This is a genomic window from Maribacter sp. PR66 (assembly GCF_028464205.1).
Taxonomy (GTDB): domain Bacteria; phylum Bacteroidota; class Bacteroidia; order Flavobacteriales; family Flavobacteriaceae; genus Maribacter; species Maribacter flavus.
Genome location: NZ_JAQPCH010000009.1, coordinates 113,436 through 133,843 on the forward strand (window position 1 = coordinate 113,436; position 20,408 = coordinate 133,843).

General features: G+C 39.5%; 10 protein-coding genes. 7 read left to right on the forward strand and 3 right to left on the reverse strand.

Going from position 1 to position 20,408, the window contains the following annotated elements; genetic code table 11:
* Nucleotides 1-5: 5 nt before the first annotated feature.
* The 6 genes from PP181_RS14975 to PP181_RS15000 all read left to right on the forward strand — a co-directional run bounded on the left by PP181_RS14975 (nucleotide 6) and on the right by PP181_RS15000 (nucleotide 14,519).
* A complete protein-coding gene (locus PP181_RS14975) occupies nucleotides 6-1,193 on the forward strand; it encodes an SIS domain-containing protein (RefSeq protein ID WP_272637683.1) in 1,188 nt (395 codons plus the stop codon).
* A gap of 197 nt (nucleotides 1,194-1,390) precedes the next feature.
* A complete protein-coding gene (locus PP181_RS14980; protein WP_272637685.1) occupies nucleotides 1,391-4,489 on the forward strand; it encodes a SusC/RagA family TonB-linked outer membrane protein in 3,099 nt (1,032 codons plus the stop codon).
* A 23-nt stretch (nucleotides 4,490-4,512) separates the two neighbouring features.
* Nucleotides 4,513-6,051, forward strand: coding sequence for a RagB/SusD family nutrient uptake outer membrane protein (locus PP181_RS14985; RefSeq protein WP_138257680.1), 1,539 nt, complete (start codon nucleotides 4,513-4,515; stop codon nucleotides 6,049-6,051).
* A 228-nt stretch (nucleotides 6,052-6,279) separates the two neighbouring features.
* Nucleotides 6,280-9,702, forward strand: coding sequence for a VCBS repeat-containing protein (locus tag PP181_RS14990; protein WP_272637686.1), 3,423 nt, complete (start codon nucleotides 6,280-6,282; stop codon nucleotides 9,700-9,702).
* Nucleotides 9,699-13,232, forward strand: coding sequence for a VCBS repeat-containing protein (locus PP181_RS14995; protein WP_272637687.1), 3,534 nt, complete (start codon nucleotides 9,699-9,701; stop codon nucleotides 13,230-13,232). The genes PP181_RS14990 and PP181_RS14995 overlap by 4 nt, the downstream gene beginning before the upstream one ends.
* Nucleotides 13,233-13,415: 183 nt before the next feature.
* The gene (locus PP181_RS15000) at nucleotides 13,416-14,519 is read left to right on the forward strand and encodes an acyltransferase family protein (RefSeq protein WP_272637688.1); all 1,104 of its coding nucleotides are present in this window, start codon (nucleotides 13,416-13,418) and stop codon (nucleotides 14,517-14,519) included.
* A 339-nt stretch (nucleotides 14,520-14,858) separates the two neighbouring features.
* Here PP181_RS15000 and PP181_RS15005 read toward each other — a convergent pair whose 3' ends face one another.
* The 3 genes from PP181_RS15005 to PP181_RS15015 form a co-directional block, all read right to left on the reverse strand.
* Complete coding sequence (locus PP181_RS15005; RefSeq protein WP_272637689.1) at nucleotides 14,859-16,205, reverse strand: Gfo/Idh/MocA family protein; 1,347 nt, start codon at nucleotides 16,203-16,205, stop codon at nucleotides 14,859-14,861.
* A 23-nt stretch (nucleotides 16,206-16,228) separates the two neighbouring features.
* On the reverse strand, nucleotides 16,229-17,206 hold the full coding sequence (locus PP181_RS15010; RefSeq protein WP_272637690.1) for a formylglycine-generating enzyme family protein: 978 nt from the start codon (nucleotides 17,204-17,206) through the stop codon (nucleotides 16,229-16,231).
* A 162-nt stretch (nucleotides 17,207-17,368) separates the two neighbouring features.
* Nucleotides 17,369-18,463 carry an amidohydrolase family protein gene (locus PP181_RS15015; protein ID WP_272637691.1) on the reverse strand — a complete coding sequence of 365 codons (1,095 nt, stop codon included), beginning with the start codon at nucleotides 18,461-18,463 and terminating at the stop codon, nucleotides 17,369-17,371.
* An 804-nt stretch (nucleotides 18,464-19,267) separates the two neighbouring features.
* Here PP181_RS15015 and PP181_RS15020 point away from each other — a divergent pair.
* Nucleotides 19,268-20,200 (forward strand): nitrilase family protein, encoded by a 933-nt coding sequence (locus PP181_RS15020; protein WP_272637692.1) that lies wholly within the window; start codon nucleotides 19,268-19,270, stop codon nucleotides 20,198-20,200.
* Nucleotides 20,201-20,408 lie beyond the last annotated feature (208 nt).

Genomic DNA, 20,408 nt, shown 5'->3' on the forward strand with positions numbered 1-20,408 from the left:
AGGAAATGAAAGATATAAACGTTATACATGACGACAATATGAAATACCTTGACATCGGAACTTCGCAATTGAAAGCTATTGGGGGTTATGATACAGCAAAGGAGATTTCTGGACAGCCTGAACTTTGGGGGAAGATTTTAGACAAACTTGAAAAGGAGAGGGACATAATTACTTCTTTCTTGGATTCCACTCTCAATAAAGTAGAAAAGATAATATTGACGGGTGCTGGAACAAGTGCCTATATAGGATTGTCCGTAGAGGGGTTCCTTCAAAGAAATACAGGAATTACCACCTTGTCGATAGCTACTACGCATTTGGTTTCCCATCCTCAGGACTATTTTGAATCTGGTGTTCCAACATTGTTAATTTCATTCGCAAGATCTGGTAATAGTCCTGAAAGCTTGGCAGCTGTTAAACTGGCAGACAATCATATAAGAGATTGTAGCCATTTAATCATCACTTGCAGTGAGGATGGGAAGTTGGCCAAATATGAATCGGATAATGATTATTTGGTTTTTCTGCTTCCCCCGGAATCCAATGACCGAAGTCTTGCGATGACTGGTAGTTATTCGGGTATGCTTTTGACTATTCTGTTAATGGGGCGTTTCGATAAGCTACAATATCTAAAGAAGACAGTCGCTACCATCAAAGATTCAGCTACAAAGCTTTTGAGTGAAAAGTTGGGTCAAATCAAGAAAATATCAGGGTTAGGGTTTAAACGAGTAGTTTTTCTTGGATCTGGGCCACTTTATGGTACGGCAATGGAATCCCAGTTAAAACTTCAAGAATTGACGGATGGGCATGTCATCTGTAAAAATGATTCCTATCTTGGTTTTAGACACGGCCCCAAAGCCGTGGTCAACGAGGAAACCCTTTTGGTTTATTTTTTCTCGAATAATGAAAAAGTCCTTCAATACGAATTGGACTTGGTCCAGGGGATGGGCGTAGGAAAAAGACCGCTAAAACAAATAGGAATCTCCATGCTTGAGTACGATATCCCTTCAGTTGATGAGCTTATTGTTCTTGGTGATGTTAAATCTGGGGTCATAGAAGATGAATATTTAGCCGTATTGTATATCGTTCTAGGGCAATTGTTGGCCTTTTATACTTCATTGAATTTTAAGCTTCGTCCAGATTCTCCTTCTGAGACAGGAGCCATTTCTAGGGTGGTCAAAGGGGTTAAGATATATTAAATGCCATTATTATTAATTATAATCTTAAAAAAAGGAAAAATAATATTATAGAAAGATAACGAAACTTATAATTTTTCATTATTTTTATTTCTGTAAATTTTTACATAAGTTTAACGGTAGTTTAGCCTTTTAGTAACAAAAAGCAATTTAATCTTTAATCTCTCAACTAATTCAATTAACTAAAACAGCTTCATATTATGAAAAAACCACAATGTAGATGCCATAAAAATATTCTGTTTTTTATGGTGTTTTTAGCTTTTATGGTCTTAGGTTCTGCATCGGCATACGCGCAGACAACAATCACGGGTAATGTTTCCGATAGCCAAGGACCACTTCCGGGGGCTACTGTATTGGTGAAAGGGACCACGACCGGTGCGCAAACAGACTTTGATGGTAATTATTCCATTGATGTGCCCCAAGGTGGAAGTACTTTAGTGTTTACCTATCTGGGATATCAGAGACAAGAAATAACCATCAACGGACGAAGCAGTATTGATGTCACCATGGTAGAGGATGCTGAAGCCTTGTCCGAGGTTGTTGTAGTGGGTTATGGTACGCAGCGAAAGGCGGATTTGACCGGTTCAGTGGGTTCCATTGGTGCTGCTGACATTGTTACCAAGCCAATTACTAGTCCCGATCAGGCACTTGCAGGAACCATTTCTGGTGTGAACATTACGAACCGAAGTGGTGATCCGGGTGCGCCAATCAGTATTAACATTCGCGGGGTGGGTACTCCTGGTGTTAATGACCCCTTATGGGTAATAGATGGTGTGCCTATCGTGCAGACAACAAATATAACGGTCAATACCTCTTCTACAACTGATTCCAATCCGCTTGCTGGTTTGAACCCCAATGATATTGAATCAATTGACGTATTGAAGGACGCTGCATCTACGGCCATCTATGGTGCTCGTGCAGCAAATGGGGTTATTATCGTTACAACAAAAAGAGGTAAAAGGGGTGATGCTAGGGTGACCTATGACGGTTACGCCTCGTTTGCTAGTATCCGAGAGACCATAGACGTATTGGATGTAGACCAATATATTGATATTCAAGGTCAATTAGGAAGAGATCTTTCGCAATTCAGTGGCCAGCCTTTTGTGGATTGGCAAGATTTGATTTTCAGGACCGGTTTCGTCCAAAATCATAACGTGTCCATAAGTGGAGGAAATGAAAAAGCGACTTATTTCATATCTGGTGGTTATATGGACCAAGAAGGAGTTGAGCGGGCGCAGGGCTTTGTACGATATTCCTTCAAGGCAAATTCAGATATTCAGGTGGGTGAGCGATTAAAATTTGGTGAATCTATTTTGATAAGTCAAGTGGATAGACAAGTTCAGAGTGAACCTGGTATCTTTGCTGGCTTCCGTTCCGCAACAAATGCGCCCTATTATCAACCATTTGGTGACGGTCCCTTAGGTTATAATCTTATAAATCAAGAAACTGTAGGCCAAGGTTCTGCAACAAACTATCTTTTCAATACCGATGATAGGTTTACGAAAACTACAATACAAACGAGAAAAGTCCTTGCCAACTTCTATGGTGAACTAAATATTATTGAAGGATTGAAGGCCAGGACATCACTGGGTATAGACTATAATGTTGGTGTAGGTGATTATTTTACAAGCGGAATTGACCTGTTGAATGGAGCATCCGGCTCATCGCTATTGGTGTCCGAAAGACCTATAGAGCTAACATTGACCAGTGCGGCAACCTTACAATATGATAAGACTTTTGGTGATGGCGATCACAATATTGGGGCAATATTCGGATTTGAGCAGACCAAATTCAGATATGATAAACAGCGGCTTCAAGGTAGGAATCTTTTCAATGAAAATTTTGCAGCAACGGGTACTACGGTTGCCGGTGCCAATGAGGGTGATCTTTGGACCTTGCAGGGTTGGTTGGGTCGTTTGACCTACAACTACAAGGGGAAATACTTGGCAACCGCCAACGTTCGTAGGGATGCAACTTCAAGATTTGCTCCTGGCAATAGGGATCAGGTATTCCCATCCGTTTCATTGGGCTGGAGAATAACAGACGAGGATTTTTTCCCAAAAAATACCGCAATAAACGAGATTAAGTTGAGAGGTGGTTGGGGGCAATCAGGAAACCAGTTTACAGGTCTGAATTTTGCATACTTGGCTGCAATTGACAATAATGTCCGTTATGTTATAGGTGATGATCAGGGAACCGTGGTTGCCCCTGCACCAACAACCTTTGCAAATGCGGATTTAAAGTGGGAGACTAGTACACAATTTGATATAGGTGTGGATGCCAGTTTCTTTGATAGAAAATTGACGGCAACCTTCGATTACTACAACAAAACTACGGACGATGTTTTGTTAGGGTTTCCCCTGCCTTTTGTTTCCGGATTTTTTCTACCTGCGGATGCCAATATCGGACAGATTAAAAACTCTGGTATAGAACTTTCGTTCAATTACGCAAATTCCATTGGGGATTTCAATTATAGCTTTGGAGGAAACCTTACTACCGTTAAAAATGAGGTGACGGACCTTGGACCAATACCCAATATAATTAGTGGTATTGGAGGCGCATCTACCCACAGAACGGTCGTAGGTCAAAGTCTAGGGCATTTCTATGGTTACAAAACCGATGGACTCTATCAGAATGCTGCCGAAGTAGCGGCCGCTGTTCCAGATGTTAACGGAACGCCTTCTCCAGGTGATATTCGTTTTGTTGATGTCAACAATGATGGTGTGGTCGATGCAAATGACAGAACATTTTTGGGAAGTCCTTTTCCAGGTTTCTTTTATGGTATGGTCTTCAATGCAGAATATAAAGGATTTGACTTCTCCATGAACTTAAGGGGAGTGGGTGACAGGCAGATTTACAATTCTGCGAGAGTAGGTTTGGAAGGAATGACGAGCACAGGGAACTTTAGCACCCAGATACTGGATAGATGGACAAGTGAAGGAAGCACAAATTCAAGTTCTAATCCAAGGTTGGCCGTTAATGATCCAAATGGTAATAACCGTTTTTCGGATAGATGGGTAGAAGATGCAGGTTACCTGCGTATTCAAAATATATCCATAGGTTACACGCTTTCTCAGGATAAATTAAAAAGTTGGACAGACAACTTCATTACCAATATGCGCTTTTATATTGGAGCTCAAAATTTGGCTACTTTCACCAATTACTCAGGGTATGACCCAGAAGTTGGCCGTGCCCAAAGTTTTCAAAAGGGTGATTTCACCTTGGCTACCGGTCAAGATGGTGGACAGTCACCGCTACCTAGGATTATTCAATTGGGTTGGACCGTTAACTTTAATTAAAAAATTATTATAATATATCTATTATGAAAAAAATAAATCAATTTATAGTGGCCGTTTGCTCTCTGGGAATTCTGTTCTCATGTAGCGACCAATTAGATTTGCAGCCCTTGGATAGGTTGACTACTGATACCTTTTACAAATCTAGGGCCGACTTTGATGGAGCTATCTTTGCTTCTTATTCTTCCATACAGGATTTTTGGGGAACGAGTACAGAAACATTATCGGAAAGAGGTGAGTTTTGGAAAATAAGTGTGGCAATTACGGATGATATTTCTGCTAATGAAGCCACAGCGGACCAAATAACGAGGGATGTGGACCAGCTTCTAATTAGAGCTTCAGATCGTCCATATGCTGCAGTATACACGCAAATTTATGAGGGTATTTACCGAGCGAATCTAGTATTGGAACGTTTGGATGCTGAAAATGACCTTACGGATGAAGATAAGACCGTATTGGCAGCTGAAGCAAGATTTCTACGGGCTTGGTTCCATTTCCAAGCAATGAAATTGTTTGGCACTCCACCACTGGCTATGGAAATTATACCCGGTATAAATGATCAGGCTTTGCCAAATGCCTCAAGAGATGAATTATTTACGGCCATTTTAGCCGATTTCGCAGCAGCGGAGGCCGGTTTACCAGATGTCTGGGACAGTGGTAATACAGGTAGGGCAACCTCTTGGGCGGCCACTTCTTATATTGGTAAGGTAAATGTTTGGAAAGAAGATTGGCCTGCAGCAATTACCGCACTGGGCAACGTGGTTAATAATGGGCCTTACATGTTGATGCCCAATTATGAGGACAATTTCAATTTTGATACGGAAAATAATGCGGAGTCCATCTTTGAAATCCAGTTTGGCGGTCCATTCTCCGATGATAATATCTGGGTGTTTGATGATACGCACTCAGAAGATTTTAAGGCATCCCAGGGTATAGCAAGATCTTATTATTGGGATGCTGGTGGTAATGGTGTGCCAGGTGGTAAAAATGGATGGTTTGCTCCAACACAAGACCTATTAAATTCTTACGAACCAGGTGATTTGCGTCTGCCTTTTGTTTTATATCAAGATGGTGATATGTACTATAGTTATGATGGTGGTGGCCAAATTGAGTTACCCTATGACCCAACATGGTCCTCAACAGGATTGACTTCTAGTAAATATCAAGGAGCGCACAACACGGTTCCTGGAAATCGTTCTCCCAATGGTCAGTCTGAATTTAATAACGAGCGTTGGTTCAGGTTTGCTGAGCTTAAGCTACTTTATGCGGAAGCATTGATTAGAGGAGGAGGCGATGTTGGTGTCGCATTCGATCAGATAGACGATATTAGGGATAGGGCAGGTTTAGGTCCGGTAGATAGAACATCCGATCCATTAACGGCCATGATACAGGAAAAGCGAGTAGAATTGGCTATGGAACCCCATAGATGGTTTGATATTACAAGATGGGGAATTGGATCTGACATATTTGGAGCGGATTGGAATGATCGTTTAAACGTGTTTCCTTTCCCATTGACTGAAATAGAGCGTTCAAACGGTTTATTGCAACAAAATCCAGGGTACTAATCCTTGAATAGAATTATATTTTATGTTCTAAATATAAGTTGTGTTAGTTATTTTAATTTGGCAATCCAATCTAGACTATTTAGATTGGATTGTTTTGTATAGGAACAACCAATTGTATCTATGATCAGCCTCCCAAGAAATTTGTATAGAAGGATAAAAAAAAATGGCTTATCCCTGTTATTGTTACTCATATGTTTAGGATGTGATAAAACCACAACTTTATTCAAGGTGAGGACACCTCAAGAAACAGGTGTTCATTTCTCAAATCAACTGGTTTTATCGGATGAGTTGACAGTTCTGGATTTTGAGTACATGTATAATGGTGCGGGAGTTGCGATTGCTGATTTTGATTTGGATGGCTTACCGGATATTTACTTTACCGCCAACATGTCCAGTAATATCTTATATAGAAATTTGGGCAATTGGAAATTTGAGGATATTACAGTGTCCTCAAATACGGGAACAAAAAATTGGTCAAATGGAGTAGCTATAGTAGATATAAACCAAGACTCCTACCCAGATATCTACGTTAGCAGGGGAGGACCTCGTGGAGCCACGGAAGAAGAGAAGTCAAATTTACTGTTTATAAATAATGGGGTTAAGGACCATGGTTTGACTTTTACGGAATCTGCTGAAGAGTGGGGTTTGAACGATGATGCATATTCTGTACAAGCAGCTTTTTTTGACTATGATTTGGATGGTGATTTGGATATGTATTTGTTAAATAATGCATTGGTGGATTTTAACAGGAACACGGCTCGGCCATTGGAAAAAACGGGTAAGGCCCCTTCAATGGACAAGCTTTTCAGGAATAACGGAAATAATACTTTCACGGATGTGTCCAAAGAATCCAATATTTTAATTGAAGGATTTGGTCTGGGTGTGGAAATATTCGATTTTAATTCGGATGGATGGCCCGATATTTATATCTCCAATGATTTTCTTACTCCCGATATTCTTTATATCAACCAAAGAGATGGAACCTTTGAAAATGAAATAAGCCAATATTTTGAACATTTAACCTTTAACGGTATGGGCAATGATATAGCGGATATCAATAATGATGGTCTCATGGACGTCGTTGTACTCGATATGTTGCCAGAGGAGAATAATCGCTTCAAACTTACCATGGTGGGGAATAAGTTTGATCAGTTTTATATGGGACTATCCTATGGATACGAACCCCAATATATTAGAAATACATTGCAGTTGAATAATGGAAACGGAACATTCAGTGAAGTAGGGCAAATGTTGGGTATATCTGCTACAGAATGGAGCTGGAGTCCACTAATTGCGGATTTTGATCAGGATGGCTTCAGGGACCTTTATATTACCAATGGTTATAGGCAAGATGTTACCAATTTAGACTTTATGGACTATGGTAACACCATACTTACCATGGGTACGGAAGAAGCTAATAGAAAAGCAAGAATAGAGGAATTGAATAAGCTTCCGGAGGTAAAGCTCAAAAACTATTTTTATAGAAATACCGGTGAATTAGGATTTGAAAATAGAACGGAAAAGGCTGGTTTTAACCAACTCACGTATTCCAATGGTTCGGCATATGCTGACTTGGATAATGACGGGGATTTAGATTTGGTAATTAACAATATTGATGATCCCGCAGGATTATATGAAAATCAGAGTGACCAAAACCCAGCAAGAAAGTATATTAAGTTTAATTTCAGTGGAACCTCTAAAAATAAGGATGGCCTTGGAGCCCAAGTTGAAATTAGGTACGATGAAAAAAAGCAAATTGGGTATAATACGCCCTACAGGGGCTATCTTTCCTCTGTGGAGTCCGGAATTCATTTCGGGCTAGGTGATGTTAGCCAGATAGATACCGTACTTGTTACCTGGCCCGATGGCAGGAAACAATTAATAGAGGGTATTGTTACCAACCAAGATTATGTGCTGGATTACAATAACGCATCAGAATGGAATCCAAGTAAGTTGGGAACGAATCGCAAGGCTTCTCTTGTGTTCCATTCTAAAGACACTACACTGATTCAATTTAACCATCAAGAAGATAATTTCGTGGACTATAAGGTTCAGGCTTTATTACCCCACATGCATTCCAGAAACGGTCCAGGACTTGCCGTAGCGGATATTAATGGAGACGGATTGGAAGATTTATATGTGGGCGGTGCTGCAGGACAATCTGGTGCCTTAATGATACAACAGGAAGATAGGAAATTTGCCAAAATGGATTTTCAGGACCCCGAATTCGAGGATATGGGTGCCTTGTTCTTTGATGCAGATAACGATGGAGATCAGGATTTATATGTGGTCAGTGGAGGCACCAGTTTTGCCAAGGACAATGAACTTTATCAAGATCGTTTCTATGAAAATGACGGAAAAGGTACTTTTATAAGAAAGGATTTATTACCCAAATTTACAACAAGTGGGGCTGTGGTATCCTCTATAGATTATGATCGGGACGGGTTGATGGATCTTTTTGTTGGGGGGAGAATCATTCCAGGGGAATATCCCCTTGTTCCAAGAAGTATGCTTCTCAAAAACAATAGCAAAAATGGGAAAATAGCATTTGTGGAAGATGTACGTAACACCCAACTGGCAAATTTGGGAATGGTAACGGCCGCACTTTGGACCGATTTTAATAACGACAATTGGCCTGATCTGATTGTCGTGGGGGAATTTATGCCCATACGTATCTTTGAGAATACTAAAGGGGTTTTAAACGAAATACATTACGTTGCGAGTCTTAAAAATAGTCATGGTTGGTGGAACAGTATAAGTTCTGGGGATTTTGATGCGGATGGCGATATGGACTATATTCTTGGAAACTTCGGACTGAATAATCGCTACGTGGTAAATCCAAAGGAACCGCTTCGTATTTATGCCAAGGATTTTGATAAAAATGGACAGATAGACCCAATCATGAGCCATTATATTAAGGGAGAACAATATGTTTCCCACACAAGGAACGACCTAATCAAGCAAATTAGTGCAATGAGAGCGAGGTTTAGGACCTACTCTAATTATGCCGAAGCAACTTTCAGGGAATCTTTTCTGGAAGAGGAACTGGAGGGCGCTTATATTGTAAAGAGTGAAACATTTGCTAATAGTTATCTAGAGAATTTGGGGAATGGTTCATTTAGGTTATTCCCATTACCCAAAATGGCGCAAACTGCTCCCATGTATGGTACCCTAGTGGGAGACTACAACAATGATGGGCATTTGGATGTACTCGCTGTTGGTAATTTTTATAGTGGCGAGGTATTTTCTGGACAATATGATGCTTCCATTGGATGGTTTTTATCGGGAGATGGTACGGGAAATTTTATGCCAATTGAATCTAAAGAAAGTGGTTTTTTAGTAAAAGGAGATGCCAAGTCATTGATAAATCTCCGAAACGGCGACAAGGAGCTTATAGTCGCAGGGATCAATAACGGTCCTGTTACTGTTTTGGAATTTGAGGGCCTGTCAACTAATATCTATCACCCCAAAAACAATGAGGTTGCCGCCAAAATAAAATATCCGGATGGTTCGGTTCAAAGATTCGAATTCCAGCGTTCCACTGGATATTTGTCGCAGCCCAGCAGGGCTTTTTCAATCCCAAGGACCGCAACTTCGGTAATTATAATTGATAATCAGGGTAACGAACAAGAAATAGGACCAGTTCAATGAAAAGGAGTTATGCATCGCTTGTTCTACTAATAGGAATTTTTTCCATTGTTTTTTCCTGTGCTCCCAGGGAACCTACACTGTTTAGACTTTTATCCCCAAAAGATACCGGTTTGGAATTTGAAAATACCATCGTTGAGAATGACAGCGTCAATGTGTTTCAATTCATGAACATATATACTGGAGCCGGGGTAGCGGTAGGCGATATTAACAATGATGGACTACCTGATATTTATTTTAGCGGCAATATGGTATCCGGGCGGCTCTTTTTGAACAAAGGAGGGCTAAAGTTTGAGGATATCAGCGATACCGCAGGAATTTTGAATTCCAGTTGGGGTACCGGGGTTACCATGGTTGACATCAATCAAGATGGATGGTTGGATATCTACGTATGTGTATCGGGAGGGGCTAAAGAATCGGAACGGGCAAATTTGTTGTATATCAATAAAGGGGATTTAACTTTTGAGGAAAAGGCAGCGGAATATGGACTTGCGGATACCAGACAATCCATGCACGCTGCATTCTTTGATTACGATAAGGACCAAGATCTGGACATGTATCTATTGGTCAATCCTGCGGCCTACGAACATAGCGTTAACGTAAGTCAGCCAAGAAAGTTGAACGGGGAGTCAATCAGTAATGATCGGCTGTACCGTAACGAGGGAAATGGCACCTTCAAAGATGTGACCATAGATGCCGGAATCCTTACGGAAGGTTATGGCCTTGGAATTGCGATTTCGGATATCAATAATGATAGTTGGCCGGACATTTACATATCCAATGACTTTATTGGTAGTGATATTCTATATATTAATCAGAAAGACGGGACTTTTAAAAATAAACTCAGCGAATACATTAACCACACCTCCTATGCGGGTATGGGCAATGATATGGCCGATATTAACAATGATGGGAAGACCGATATCATGGTGTTGGATATGAGGCCTGAAGACAATAAAAGGCAAAAATTGATTATATCATCCACTGGATATGATAGGTTCCAATTGATGCTTAATGCCGGGTATGATCCACAGTATAGTCGCAATACCTTGCAACTCAATAGGGGACTGGGTGAGTTCAGTGAAATCGGTTTCATGTCGGGGGTCAGTAGTACAGATTGGAGTTGGAGCCCACTTTTTGCGGATTATGACAACGATGGATTCAAGGACCTTTATGTAACTAATGGGTTTCTAAGGGATCTTGGAAACTTGGATTATATCAATTATCAAAATATCTATGACAATCCATTGGGTGATTACAATACCAAGCTTCGAAAAAAACTTGAATCCATACGCAATTTGCCAGCCGCCAAATTAAATAATTATGCCTATAGAAATAGGGGTGATGTTACTTTTGAAAATGTAACGCAAGCTTGGGGCATTGATACGCCCAGCTGCTCTAATGGAGCCGCTTATGCCGATTTGGATAATGACGGAGATCTGGATTTAATTGTGAACAATGTCAATCAGCCGGCCTTTTTATTTGAGAATACGAATAATGAAACCGGCAGTGGAAATTATTTGCGTATACAGCTTAAGGGTCAGAAAGGCAATCTGGATGGTTTGGGCGCCACTATTCAAATTACCACCGATAGCATCACCCAATACTATGAACAATATCTTAGTAGAGGATACGAATCTGCCGTTGACCGCACTGTACATTTTGGTCTTGGAAAATTCACCTCCATTGATTCTCTCAAAATTACCTGGCCAGACGAAAGGGTACAGATACTTACCAATATAAAGGCCAATCAGTTGTTGACTTTAAACCAGTCATTGGCAAAGAGTATGGGGTCTTCAATGGTTGGTCGTATTAATGAACCCTTGTTCACGAATGTTACCGATTCCTTGAAGATATCCTATATCCATCAGGAAGACCCCATGGTAGATTTTAAGATACAATCTATATTACCCCATATGCACTCTCGAAATGGCCCTGGAATCGCTGTAGGCGATGTCAACAATGACGGCATGGATGATTTCTATATTGGAGGTGCGGCAGGATTTTCAGGTAGGTTATTCTTACAAAGTCCAATGGGGCAATTTAGCGAAGGTGCTTTTGTCCCTGAGCCTAATTTTGAGGATATGGGTGCTCTTTTCTTTGATGCGGATGGGGATCAAGACTTGGATTTGTATGTGGTAAGTGGAGGTGTTTCATTGGAGTTTGACAGTACACTTTACCAAGATCGATTATACGTTAATGATGGCACGGGCAATTTTACGCGTTTAATGGATTTCCCCGAGGTAAACTCCAGTGGTTCGGTGGTTACAGCTTCGGATTATGATCAGGATGGCGATCTAGATCTATTTATAGGAGGAAGGGTTAACCCAGGTTCCTATCCAACGCCCGTAAAAAGTTATCTTCTCGAAAATATCTTGGACCCGATAACAGGAAAAATAGGATTTAAGGATATTAGTGCTTCCATAGATAATTGGGATAAACTTACAATGGTTACATCGGCCTTATGGACGGATTATGACAATGATGGCTGGAAAGATCTTATGGTAGTTGGTGAGTTTATGCCCATCACCCTATTTCATAACAATCTAGGGAAATTAGTCTATACAGCCCCAGAAGCGGCCGGTTTATTGAATACAAGTGGATGGTGGAACAGCTTGGCAGGTGGCGATTTTGACAATGATGGTGATATCGATTATCTAGTGGGTAATCTCGGTCTAAATAATCGTTATAATGTCTCAAAAGACACACCTGTTTCTATTTATGCCAAGGATTTTGATAAAAATGGGAAAATCGATCCCGTAATGAGCTATTATACGGAAGGAGATGAATATATAGTACACACTCGAGATGAGATAATTGGTCAAATCAGTGCCATGAGAGCCCGCTTTCAATCGTATGAATCCTATTCGGATGTTACCTTCCAAAAGGCCTTCCTGCCTGAAGAGATAGAAGGTAGTTACATATTACGTAGCCAACTTTTTGAAAGTTCATTTTTGGAAAATTTAGGAAACGGGGAATTTTCAATTGGTGCGCTACCTAAAATCAGTCAGATGGGTCCAATTGAAGGTGTTCTTGTTGAAGATTTTGATGGTGATGGGAACTTGGATGCACTATTAACAGGTAATTCATATACAACGGAAGTTTCTATTGGGAGGTATGATGCTATAAAGGGTATAGTTCTTAAAGGAGGTGGTAATGGTCAATTCTCGTCCATACCTATAGGGAAAAGTGGTTTTTTGAATGATTGGGATGCCAGTGCATTATCAAAATTAACATCTGCTGATGGAGGTACGTACATACTCGTAGCCAATAATGACGCAGCTTTAAAAATATTTGAACTAAATAATAACTATAAAGGCCCGGATCGTTCTATTAAAGTTCCTACCGATGGAGTCAGTGCCGAAATTTTTCTAATAGATGGAACAAGCTACAAACGTGAGTTTTATTACGGTGAGGGCTACTTGTCACAAAATAGCAGAAGTATCCTTTTAAATGAAAATATTCAGACCATCAGATTAAAGGATAACCGGGGTAATATTAGAATTGTTTATGATAAGGATTCATTACAGTAAAGAATTTCCAGGACTTTTCATTGTAATAAAAACCTATTAAGGAACTCATATCAAGATGCCTCTAAATTATTCCGAATAGCCCATGAGCTCAATACAGAATAGCATATGGAATATCACATCTTTAGCATTTTCAACAATGCTTTCCAATAGTTAAAAAGATAACCAACCAATAAATAATCAAACATGGAAGTATCAAATCAAAAATTATCCAATCGTCTATTCTCATTAGATGTCTTTAGGGGCTTCACCATGTTCTTGCTCATTGCTGAAGCAGCCGGTTTTCATCACAATTTTTATGATTTTGCCAAGGATACCTTCCTGGAGCCCGCGGCATTGCAATTACACCACCATCCCTGGCACGGGCTTCGTTTTTGGGATTTGATTCAACCGTTTTTTATGTTTATTGTGGGAGTGGCCATGCCATTTTCTTTGCGGAAAAGACTTGCAACCGGTTCAAAGGGCGACGTAACCAAACACATACTCAAAAGATGTTTTCTTTTGTTTTTATTCGGTGTTTTACTTCATTGCGTCTACAGTCATGCCTTGGTCTGGGAATTATGGAACGTATTGGTTCAACTCGCCTTTACGATATTGATTGCCTATGCAATCATGAACCTATCCCATAAATATCAGCTTTTAATATCTATAGGGCTACTTGTTCTTACAGAATTGTTGTATAGAATGTATGACTTCCAGAACCCGTATAATAATGGGGAGAGTTTTGGATCCTTTATGGATATGGTTTTTATGGGTAAAATCAATAAGGGCGGTTGGGTCACCATTAATTTCATACCTACCGCAGCTCATACCATCTGGGGTGTAGTTTGTGGACAGGTATTGCTATCAAGAATTATGGAAAAGGAAAAAATAAAAATGTTTTTGATTGGTGGTTTGGTTTTATTATTAGGTGGCTACTTGTTGGATTTAACTGGTATCACCCCTATTGTAAAAAGAATCGCTACCACTTCCTTTACCCTAGTTTCAGGTGGATATACCCTTTTGGCCTTGACCTTGTTCTATTGGTTTATAGATGTACGCAAGAATCATAAAAAGTGGTTACAGGTTTTTTCCGTTGTAGGTACCAATTCTATTTTCATTTACTTGTTTTCCGAAACAGTGGGTATACAATGGTTTAGAGGTTTCGGGCAAATTTTTACCCAAGGTATTTTTGGTACACTCAATTTCCCTGAAGACTTAATACTTGTCTTAAATGCCCTTTTTGTACTTTTCATTTTCTGGTACATAACCTACTTTTTAAATAAACACAAGATTTATTTTAAGATTTGACCTTGTAGTTTTTAAAAGTTTGGTGGACCAAGTATATTTACGTTTTTAATTGGTAGAAAGGCTATCTTAATAAGAGAACCTTGGGACATTTGGTTTGTAGGTCGGTAAGCTATTAGAACCCTTTGCTGCCTACTGGTTTTGTCACACATTTAAGCAAAAAAACCTATGAAGTACTTTCATAGGTTTTTTTTCGGTTTATTGGTTATTTTCTGTCTTTACTAGGGAGTCTGAATAAAAATAATACTATTAATCAACTTTAAAGCATTTTAAAACTATTGATAGGTTATTAATCTGTAGCGTCTTAATGCTATAAATGTCGGACTCAATATTAATATTTTTCTACATCAAAACTTCTGTTACTCCTGGAGTGGGAATCGGGTAATACCCATCCGGTCCAGGTATGCTCGGTGGGGTTGAATCCCATGTAATCTCACTAGGCATTAGTAACTTGTCCGATGCCAGTGCATCGTCCCAAGAAATTACCTTTCCGGAGTACGTTGCCATACGTCCCATGATTGCTGTCATCGTACTTTTTGCACCGTTTTCTGCATCATTTATAACCTCATTGTTTCGAATAGAAGCGAAAAGACGATCATGCTCTACTTGATATGGGTTTGGGTCATTTCGGTTACGATAGTCGAACAGCTTTGCCCCGTCTAAACCGGTTATACTTGCAGCACCGGCATCGTTCATTTCGATATTGCCCTTTGTACCCTGAAAATTCTCGCCTACCTTGGACCAAGTACCGGGCTGGTGTCGACATTGACTGGCGATGACCGCCCCACTTGGATAGGTAAACTCCACAAAATGGTGGTCAAAAATTTCGCCATGGTCCTTACCTGTTCGTACCAGTCTGCCCCCCATTCCTTGTGCGGATATTGGATACTCACCAATAAACCAGTTGGCCACGTCAATATTATGTATATGTTGCTCCAAAATATGGTCTCCGCAGAGCCAGTTGAAATAATACCAATTTCGCATTTGGTATTCCAATTCAGTTTGTCCTTCTTGACGTGGTCTTACCCAAACCCCGGCACTATTCCAATAGACCTGGCCAGAAACTATCTTGCCCACGCTTCCTTCCTTTATTTTGTCGGCAATGGCCAAATAGTTGTTCTGGTAATGTCGCTGCAGTCCTACCACGACGTTCAATTTTTTTTCTTTGGCAACCTTGGCCATTTCCAATACCTTACGAATTCCAGGTGCATCTACGGCTACCGGTTTTTCCATGAATACATGTTTTCCCGCATTTACGGCATATTCAAAGTGGTAGGGCCTGAAACCAGGTGTCGTTGCCAAAATGACCACGTCAGCCATGTCAATGGCCTTTTTATAGGCATCGAGACCCACAAATTTATGGGCATTCTTAACATTCACTTTTTTGGTTCCTTCAAATTCTTTCTGAAGGTTCATCAGGCTATTCTCTAACTGGTCTTCAAATGCGTCGGCCATAGCCACCAATTCTATATTTTCGTCGGCCTTTAAGGCTTGGTTGGCAGCACCGGTACCTCGTCCCCCACAACCGACAACGGCAAGTTTTAATTTCTTATCATTTAAAACGTTTACCATAGCACTCATTTCCAATCCGGGTAGGAGCATGCCTGCGCTCACCAGCGCTGTGTTTTTACAAAATCCCCTTCTGGAGGTATTCGTGTTTACATCGGTTTTGTTCTTTGAACTTCTCATGAATCAATTATTTAATTAATGGGCTATTGACCCCAATAGTGATTTATTTCATTTTCATTAGGTACTTTAGGATCACGAACAATACGGAAGCCTACAAAAGGGGCGTCCGTATTCCACCATTTGCTTTTAGGAAATTGAGGGTCCCTCATTTTCCAGTTTTCATTGGATCCAAGTCTTGCCGCACTTCTTAGATATTCTGCATCATCATTATATGAGCCTCCTCGTACCGAGATTGGGTAGGTTTTTTTGGCTATTTCAAATGGTGATACTGTGCTGCTTTTCCTCTCTTTATAAGCATCGGGTATATATTGGTCCAAGGTCCATTCCGCAACGTTGCCATACATGTCGAAAAGCCCCCATGGATTTGGGCTTTTCTGTCCAACTTGGTGATACGTGTCTTCGCTGTTTGCATAGAACCATGCAAAATCATCCAATATTTTAGGGTCATCACCAAAATGATACGCGGTTGATGTGCCGGCCCGGGCGCAGTATTCCCATTCGGCTTCTGTGGGCAATCTATAAAAATGTCCGGTCTTCGCCGATAGCCATTTACAGAACTGCGTTGCTGCATATTGGGTAACATTGCCAACGGGCAAGCCTTCACTGGTTCCCATGCCTAAACTCATATCTACATAGGGAATGGTCGCCCCGGAAATTGCATCAATATCGATATCAATGTCTCTGTTAGTGACAGGGTTCTCTGAATCATCAATGGCTCGATTAACAAAAAGATTGTACACCTCCCATGTAATTTCATATTTCGAAATCCAAAATGAGTTCAGTGTTACTTCATGGACCGGCCCTTCATCCAAATTGCGGTGATCCTCTGAAGTGGGACTCCCCATATTAAAACTTCCCCGTGGTATCGCAATCATTTCAATGTTCAATTTGGAACCTTCAATATTCTGGGTGAAATCCTTTAAGCTTTCATTTTGTGAAAATGCTGAAGTCAATCCCATCAATATGAATAAAAACAGGGGAAATCGGTCAATTACATGCATGGATAAAAAATACAATTTTATAAATCAATTCTTCAAGTTACCTGAAATTCCTGAAACGACACCGAAATGTAATATTCGAAATTTGGATGTTTTAGGAAGGTTTGTGGTGCTAGGGGTGCAATGCTTCATTTATATTTTTTGTAAGGCCTAGGGATAGTGGCCTTACTTGAGTTCTAACAATTTCTTTGCATTGACCACATATATTTTATCGAGCACTTCTTTCGGTAAGGAAAGACCGACATTGAACTGCCCTCTTATTGATACCGAATCCGAAGTGCTTAAAAAGGTATGCAACAAATCATAATCCGCTGCTAAGTCCTCTTTTTCCTTCTTTAGTTCCTCGGCATTTAAGTCTAGCTGATCTGAATTGTTTCCAAAGTCGGTACCAAAGAGGATTCGATCTTGGTATTTTTCCATAAATGCCCTTACTTTTTTAGAATCTTGCGTGGCAAGATCCCCAAATCTAGCAGCTAATTCTACCTTAATGTTCGGATAGTTTTCTAACCGTTCCGCAACCATATCGACATCATGGGACATACTTCCTATATGGGCACACAGGATTTGTAAATCTGGATTTTTCGAAATCCAATTGTCCCTTGCGGTTATAATGGTCTCATACGAAGGAATCTTTGGGAAATTATAGGCATGATACTCTGGATGATCGCTATAATATCCATAATGGGGGCTATCGGGGTTTAGGGGTCTCCATGCTTGTATGGGCTCTGCAATATGTGCCATTACTGGTATTTTCTGTTCTTTCAGAAAATCCCAAATAGGCTGAAGCCTGGGATCATCTATTTGAATATACTTGCCCGAATTGTCCTTTGTGACCATTCCAAAATTTTTCCAGACCTTGACCATTCGCGCACCTTGGGCAATTTCCCTTTTGAGGCGATTTATTTCTCTTTGGGCGAAATCTGGCTCATCGATTCCCAAGCCCATTAAAGAGGAACATAGCCAAAAAAGATCCGGGTGTTTCTCCGCTAAGGCCACATATTCGTTCCAACTGCGTTCAACTTTGGTAGAGTCTGTAGCGTTATGCTTTGCAACATCCACCAAAATCGTTTTCATCTTACGATTCTTCATGAATTCAATAAAATAATCACGGTCTTTTTGAAAATGGGAGTGAACATCGATTATTTCAAGCTCATCGCTTTTAGTAGTAACATCTACACCACTTGTAATTTCCTTATTGGTCATCTTCTGTTTACAGGAAACAAAGGAAAACATAATGAAAAGAAAGAATAAATATCTCATTTTATATAATTAGTAAGTTACTTTGTTTTTTTCGAAATTAAATATAAGTTATTTTTTTTATTTTAAGTTGGTTTAACACGAATTCTTTCTCTTTTTAAATCGTCCTCGTTTTTTTGCAAAACTAATTTTTATTCACAGTCTCAATTAGTCGATGAAGAGCTTATTTTTATAATTCAACACTTTATGACATTGTTAATTCTTGAAATTATTCCAAAAAACAATATCCATTCCTGGAAGTTTGACCTAATCCGGTAATTCCAGCTGGGTTTGAATAGTTACTCTATTTTTTTAAAGACTAGGCCTTTACTGATTATGGATGGAAAAGGAACGAAATGAAATCGTTAAATTCTTTATTCGTACTAAATGAAAATCAAGATGCGCGCTCTCCATTTTTGATATAGCTTAATATTTAATAGGATATGATCTAGTATTTTTTTGATCAATTGTAGAAAACCTAAAGGAAATGATAAGTGCTAGTATTTCCGCAAACTCGAATTTTACCTTTTTACGAAGAAGTACTATGTACCGGATGTTTGATTTATGAAATAGTTGAAGGCTACCTTTTTTAATAAGTTAGCTTACCAAAGAAGTATATTTTATAATAAAATTCTTCGAATTAAAGGGACGCATTCATTGCTTCGCTAAATTTGGAGAATTCTTTATTTAACTATTTTAGATGAAATTTTGTGTATAAAATAAGGCTTTTATGAAGGTAAACAGTGAAGTGATTGGAAATCATAAACAACTTACAGTAGTAAAATTTTATATAAAGGAATAAATTTAAAATAGAAAATACTTTTAACTATGAACGTTTCAGTGGCTCAATTTCAACCTAAAGACGGTGACAAAGTATATAACCTGTCGATAATTCGAGAGCTTTCGGAAAGAGCCAAATCTAACGGAGCGGACTTAATCAGTTTTCACGAAATGTCGATTACTGGCTACACATTCACAAAGGACTTAAATTTTGAACAGATTACTGAGTTGGCAGAGGAAGTGCCTCACGGAAAAAGTGTTCAGAAATTAATCCGAATTTCCAAGGAATTGGAAATTCCAATTTTAGCAGGTCTCGTGGAAAAATCAGATGGAAAATTATTTAATTCTTATATCTGCGTAACCGGAGACGGATTAGTTGCCAAATACCGGAAAATACACCCTTTTATAAGCCAATACCTCTCTGCGGGTGACGAATATTGTGTATTCGAATTACTCGGTTGGAAATGTGGAATTTTAATTTGCTATGACAACAACGTTATTGAAAATGTTCGGGCAACAAGTCTTTTGGGAGCAGAATTGATTTTTGCACCCCATGTTACAGGATGTACACCGTCTGCAATGCCACATAGAGATTATGTAGCGGATAAATATTGGCAGAATCGTGAAAATGACCCTGTTTCATTACGAATCGAATTTGATGGACCAAAAGGTAGACGTTGGTTAATGCGATGGCTACCTGCAAGGGCATACGACAATGGAGTTTATTATGCCTTTACAAATCCAATCGGCTATGATGGGGAACAACTAAAAAATGGAAATTCGATGATAATAGACCCATATGGAGAAATATTATCAGAAATAAGGTCCTTTAAAGACGAAATTACAATTTCAAAAATTACAAAAGAAAAAATTCAGCAATCGGGAGGTTGGAGGTACAAAAATGCAAGAAGACCTGAACTTTACAGAGACATTATTGGTGGGGATCATAAGTCCAATACAAAGCCAACATGGATGAGGTAGTGTTTAAAAATAGTTGATTTAGAACATAAGAGTGAGGTCTAAATTGTCCCCTTAGTTTCAAGGCTTTGAAAATGTTAGCTGCCTTTAAAACCGAACTGTTTAAAAGTGACAAATGGCATCGAATTTTTTCAATTTAGCTCAAAGAGTAAATCGAAAGGACCAAAAGTTACCCGTTCTTCAAAAATAAAGGTTCCTTGTGTAATTTTAA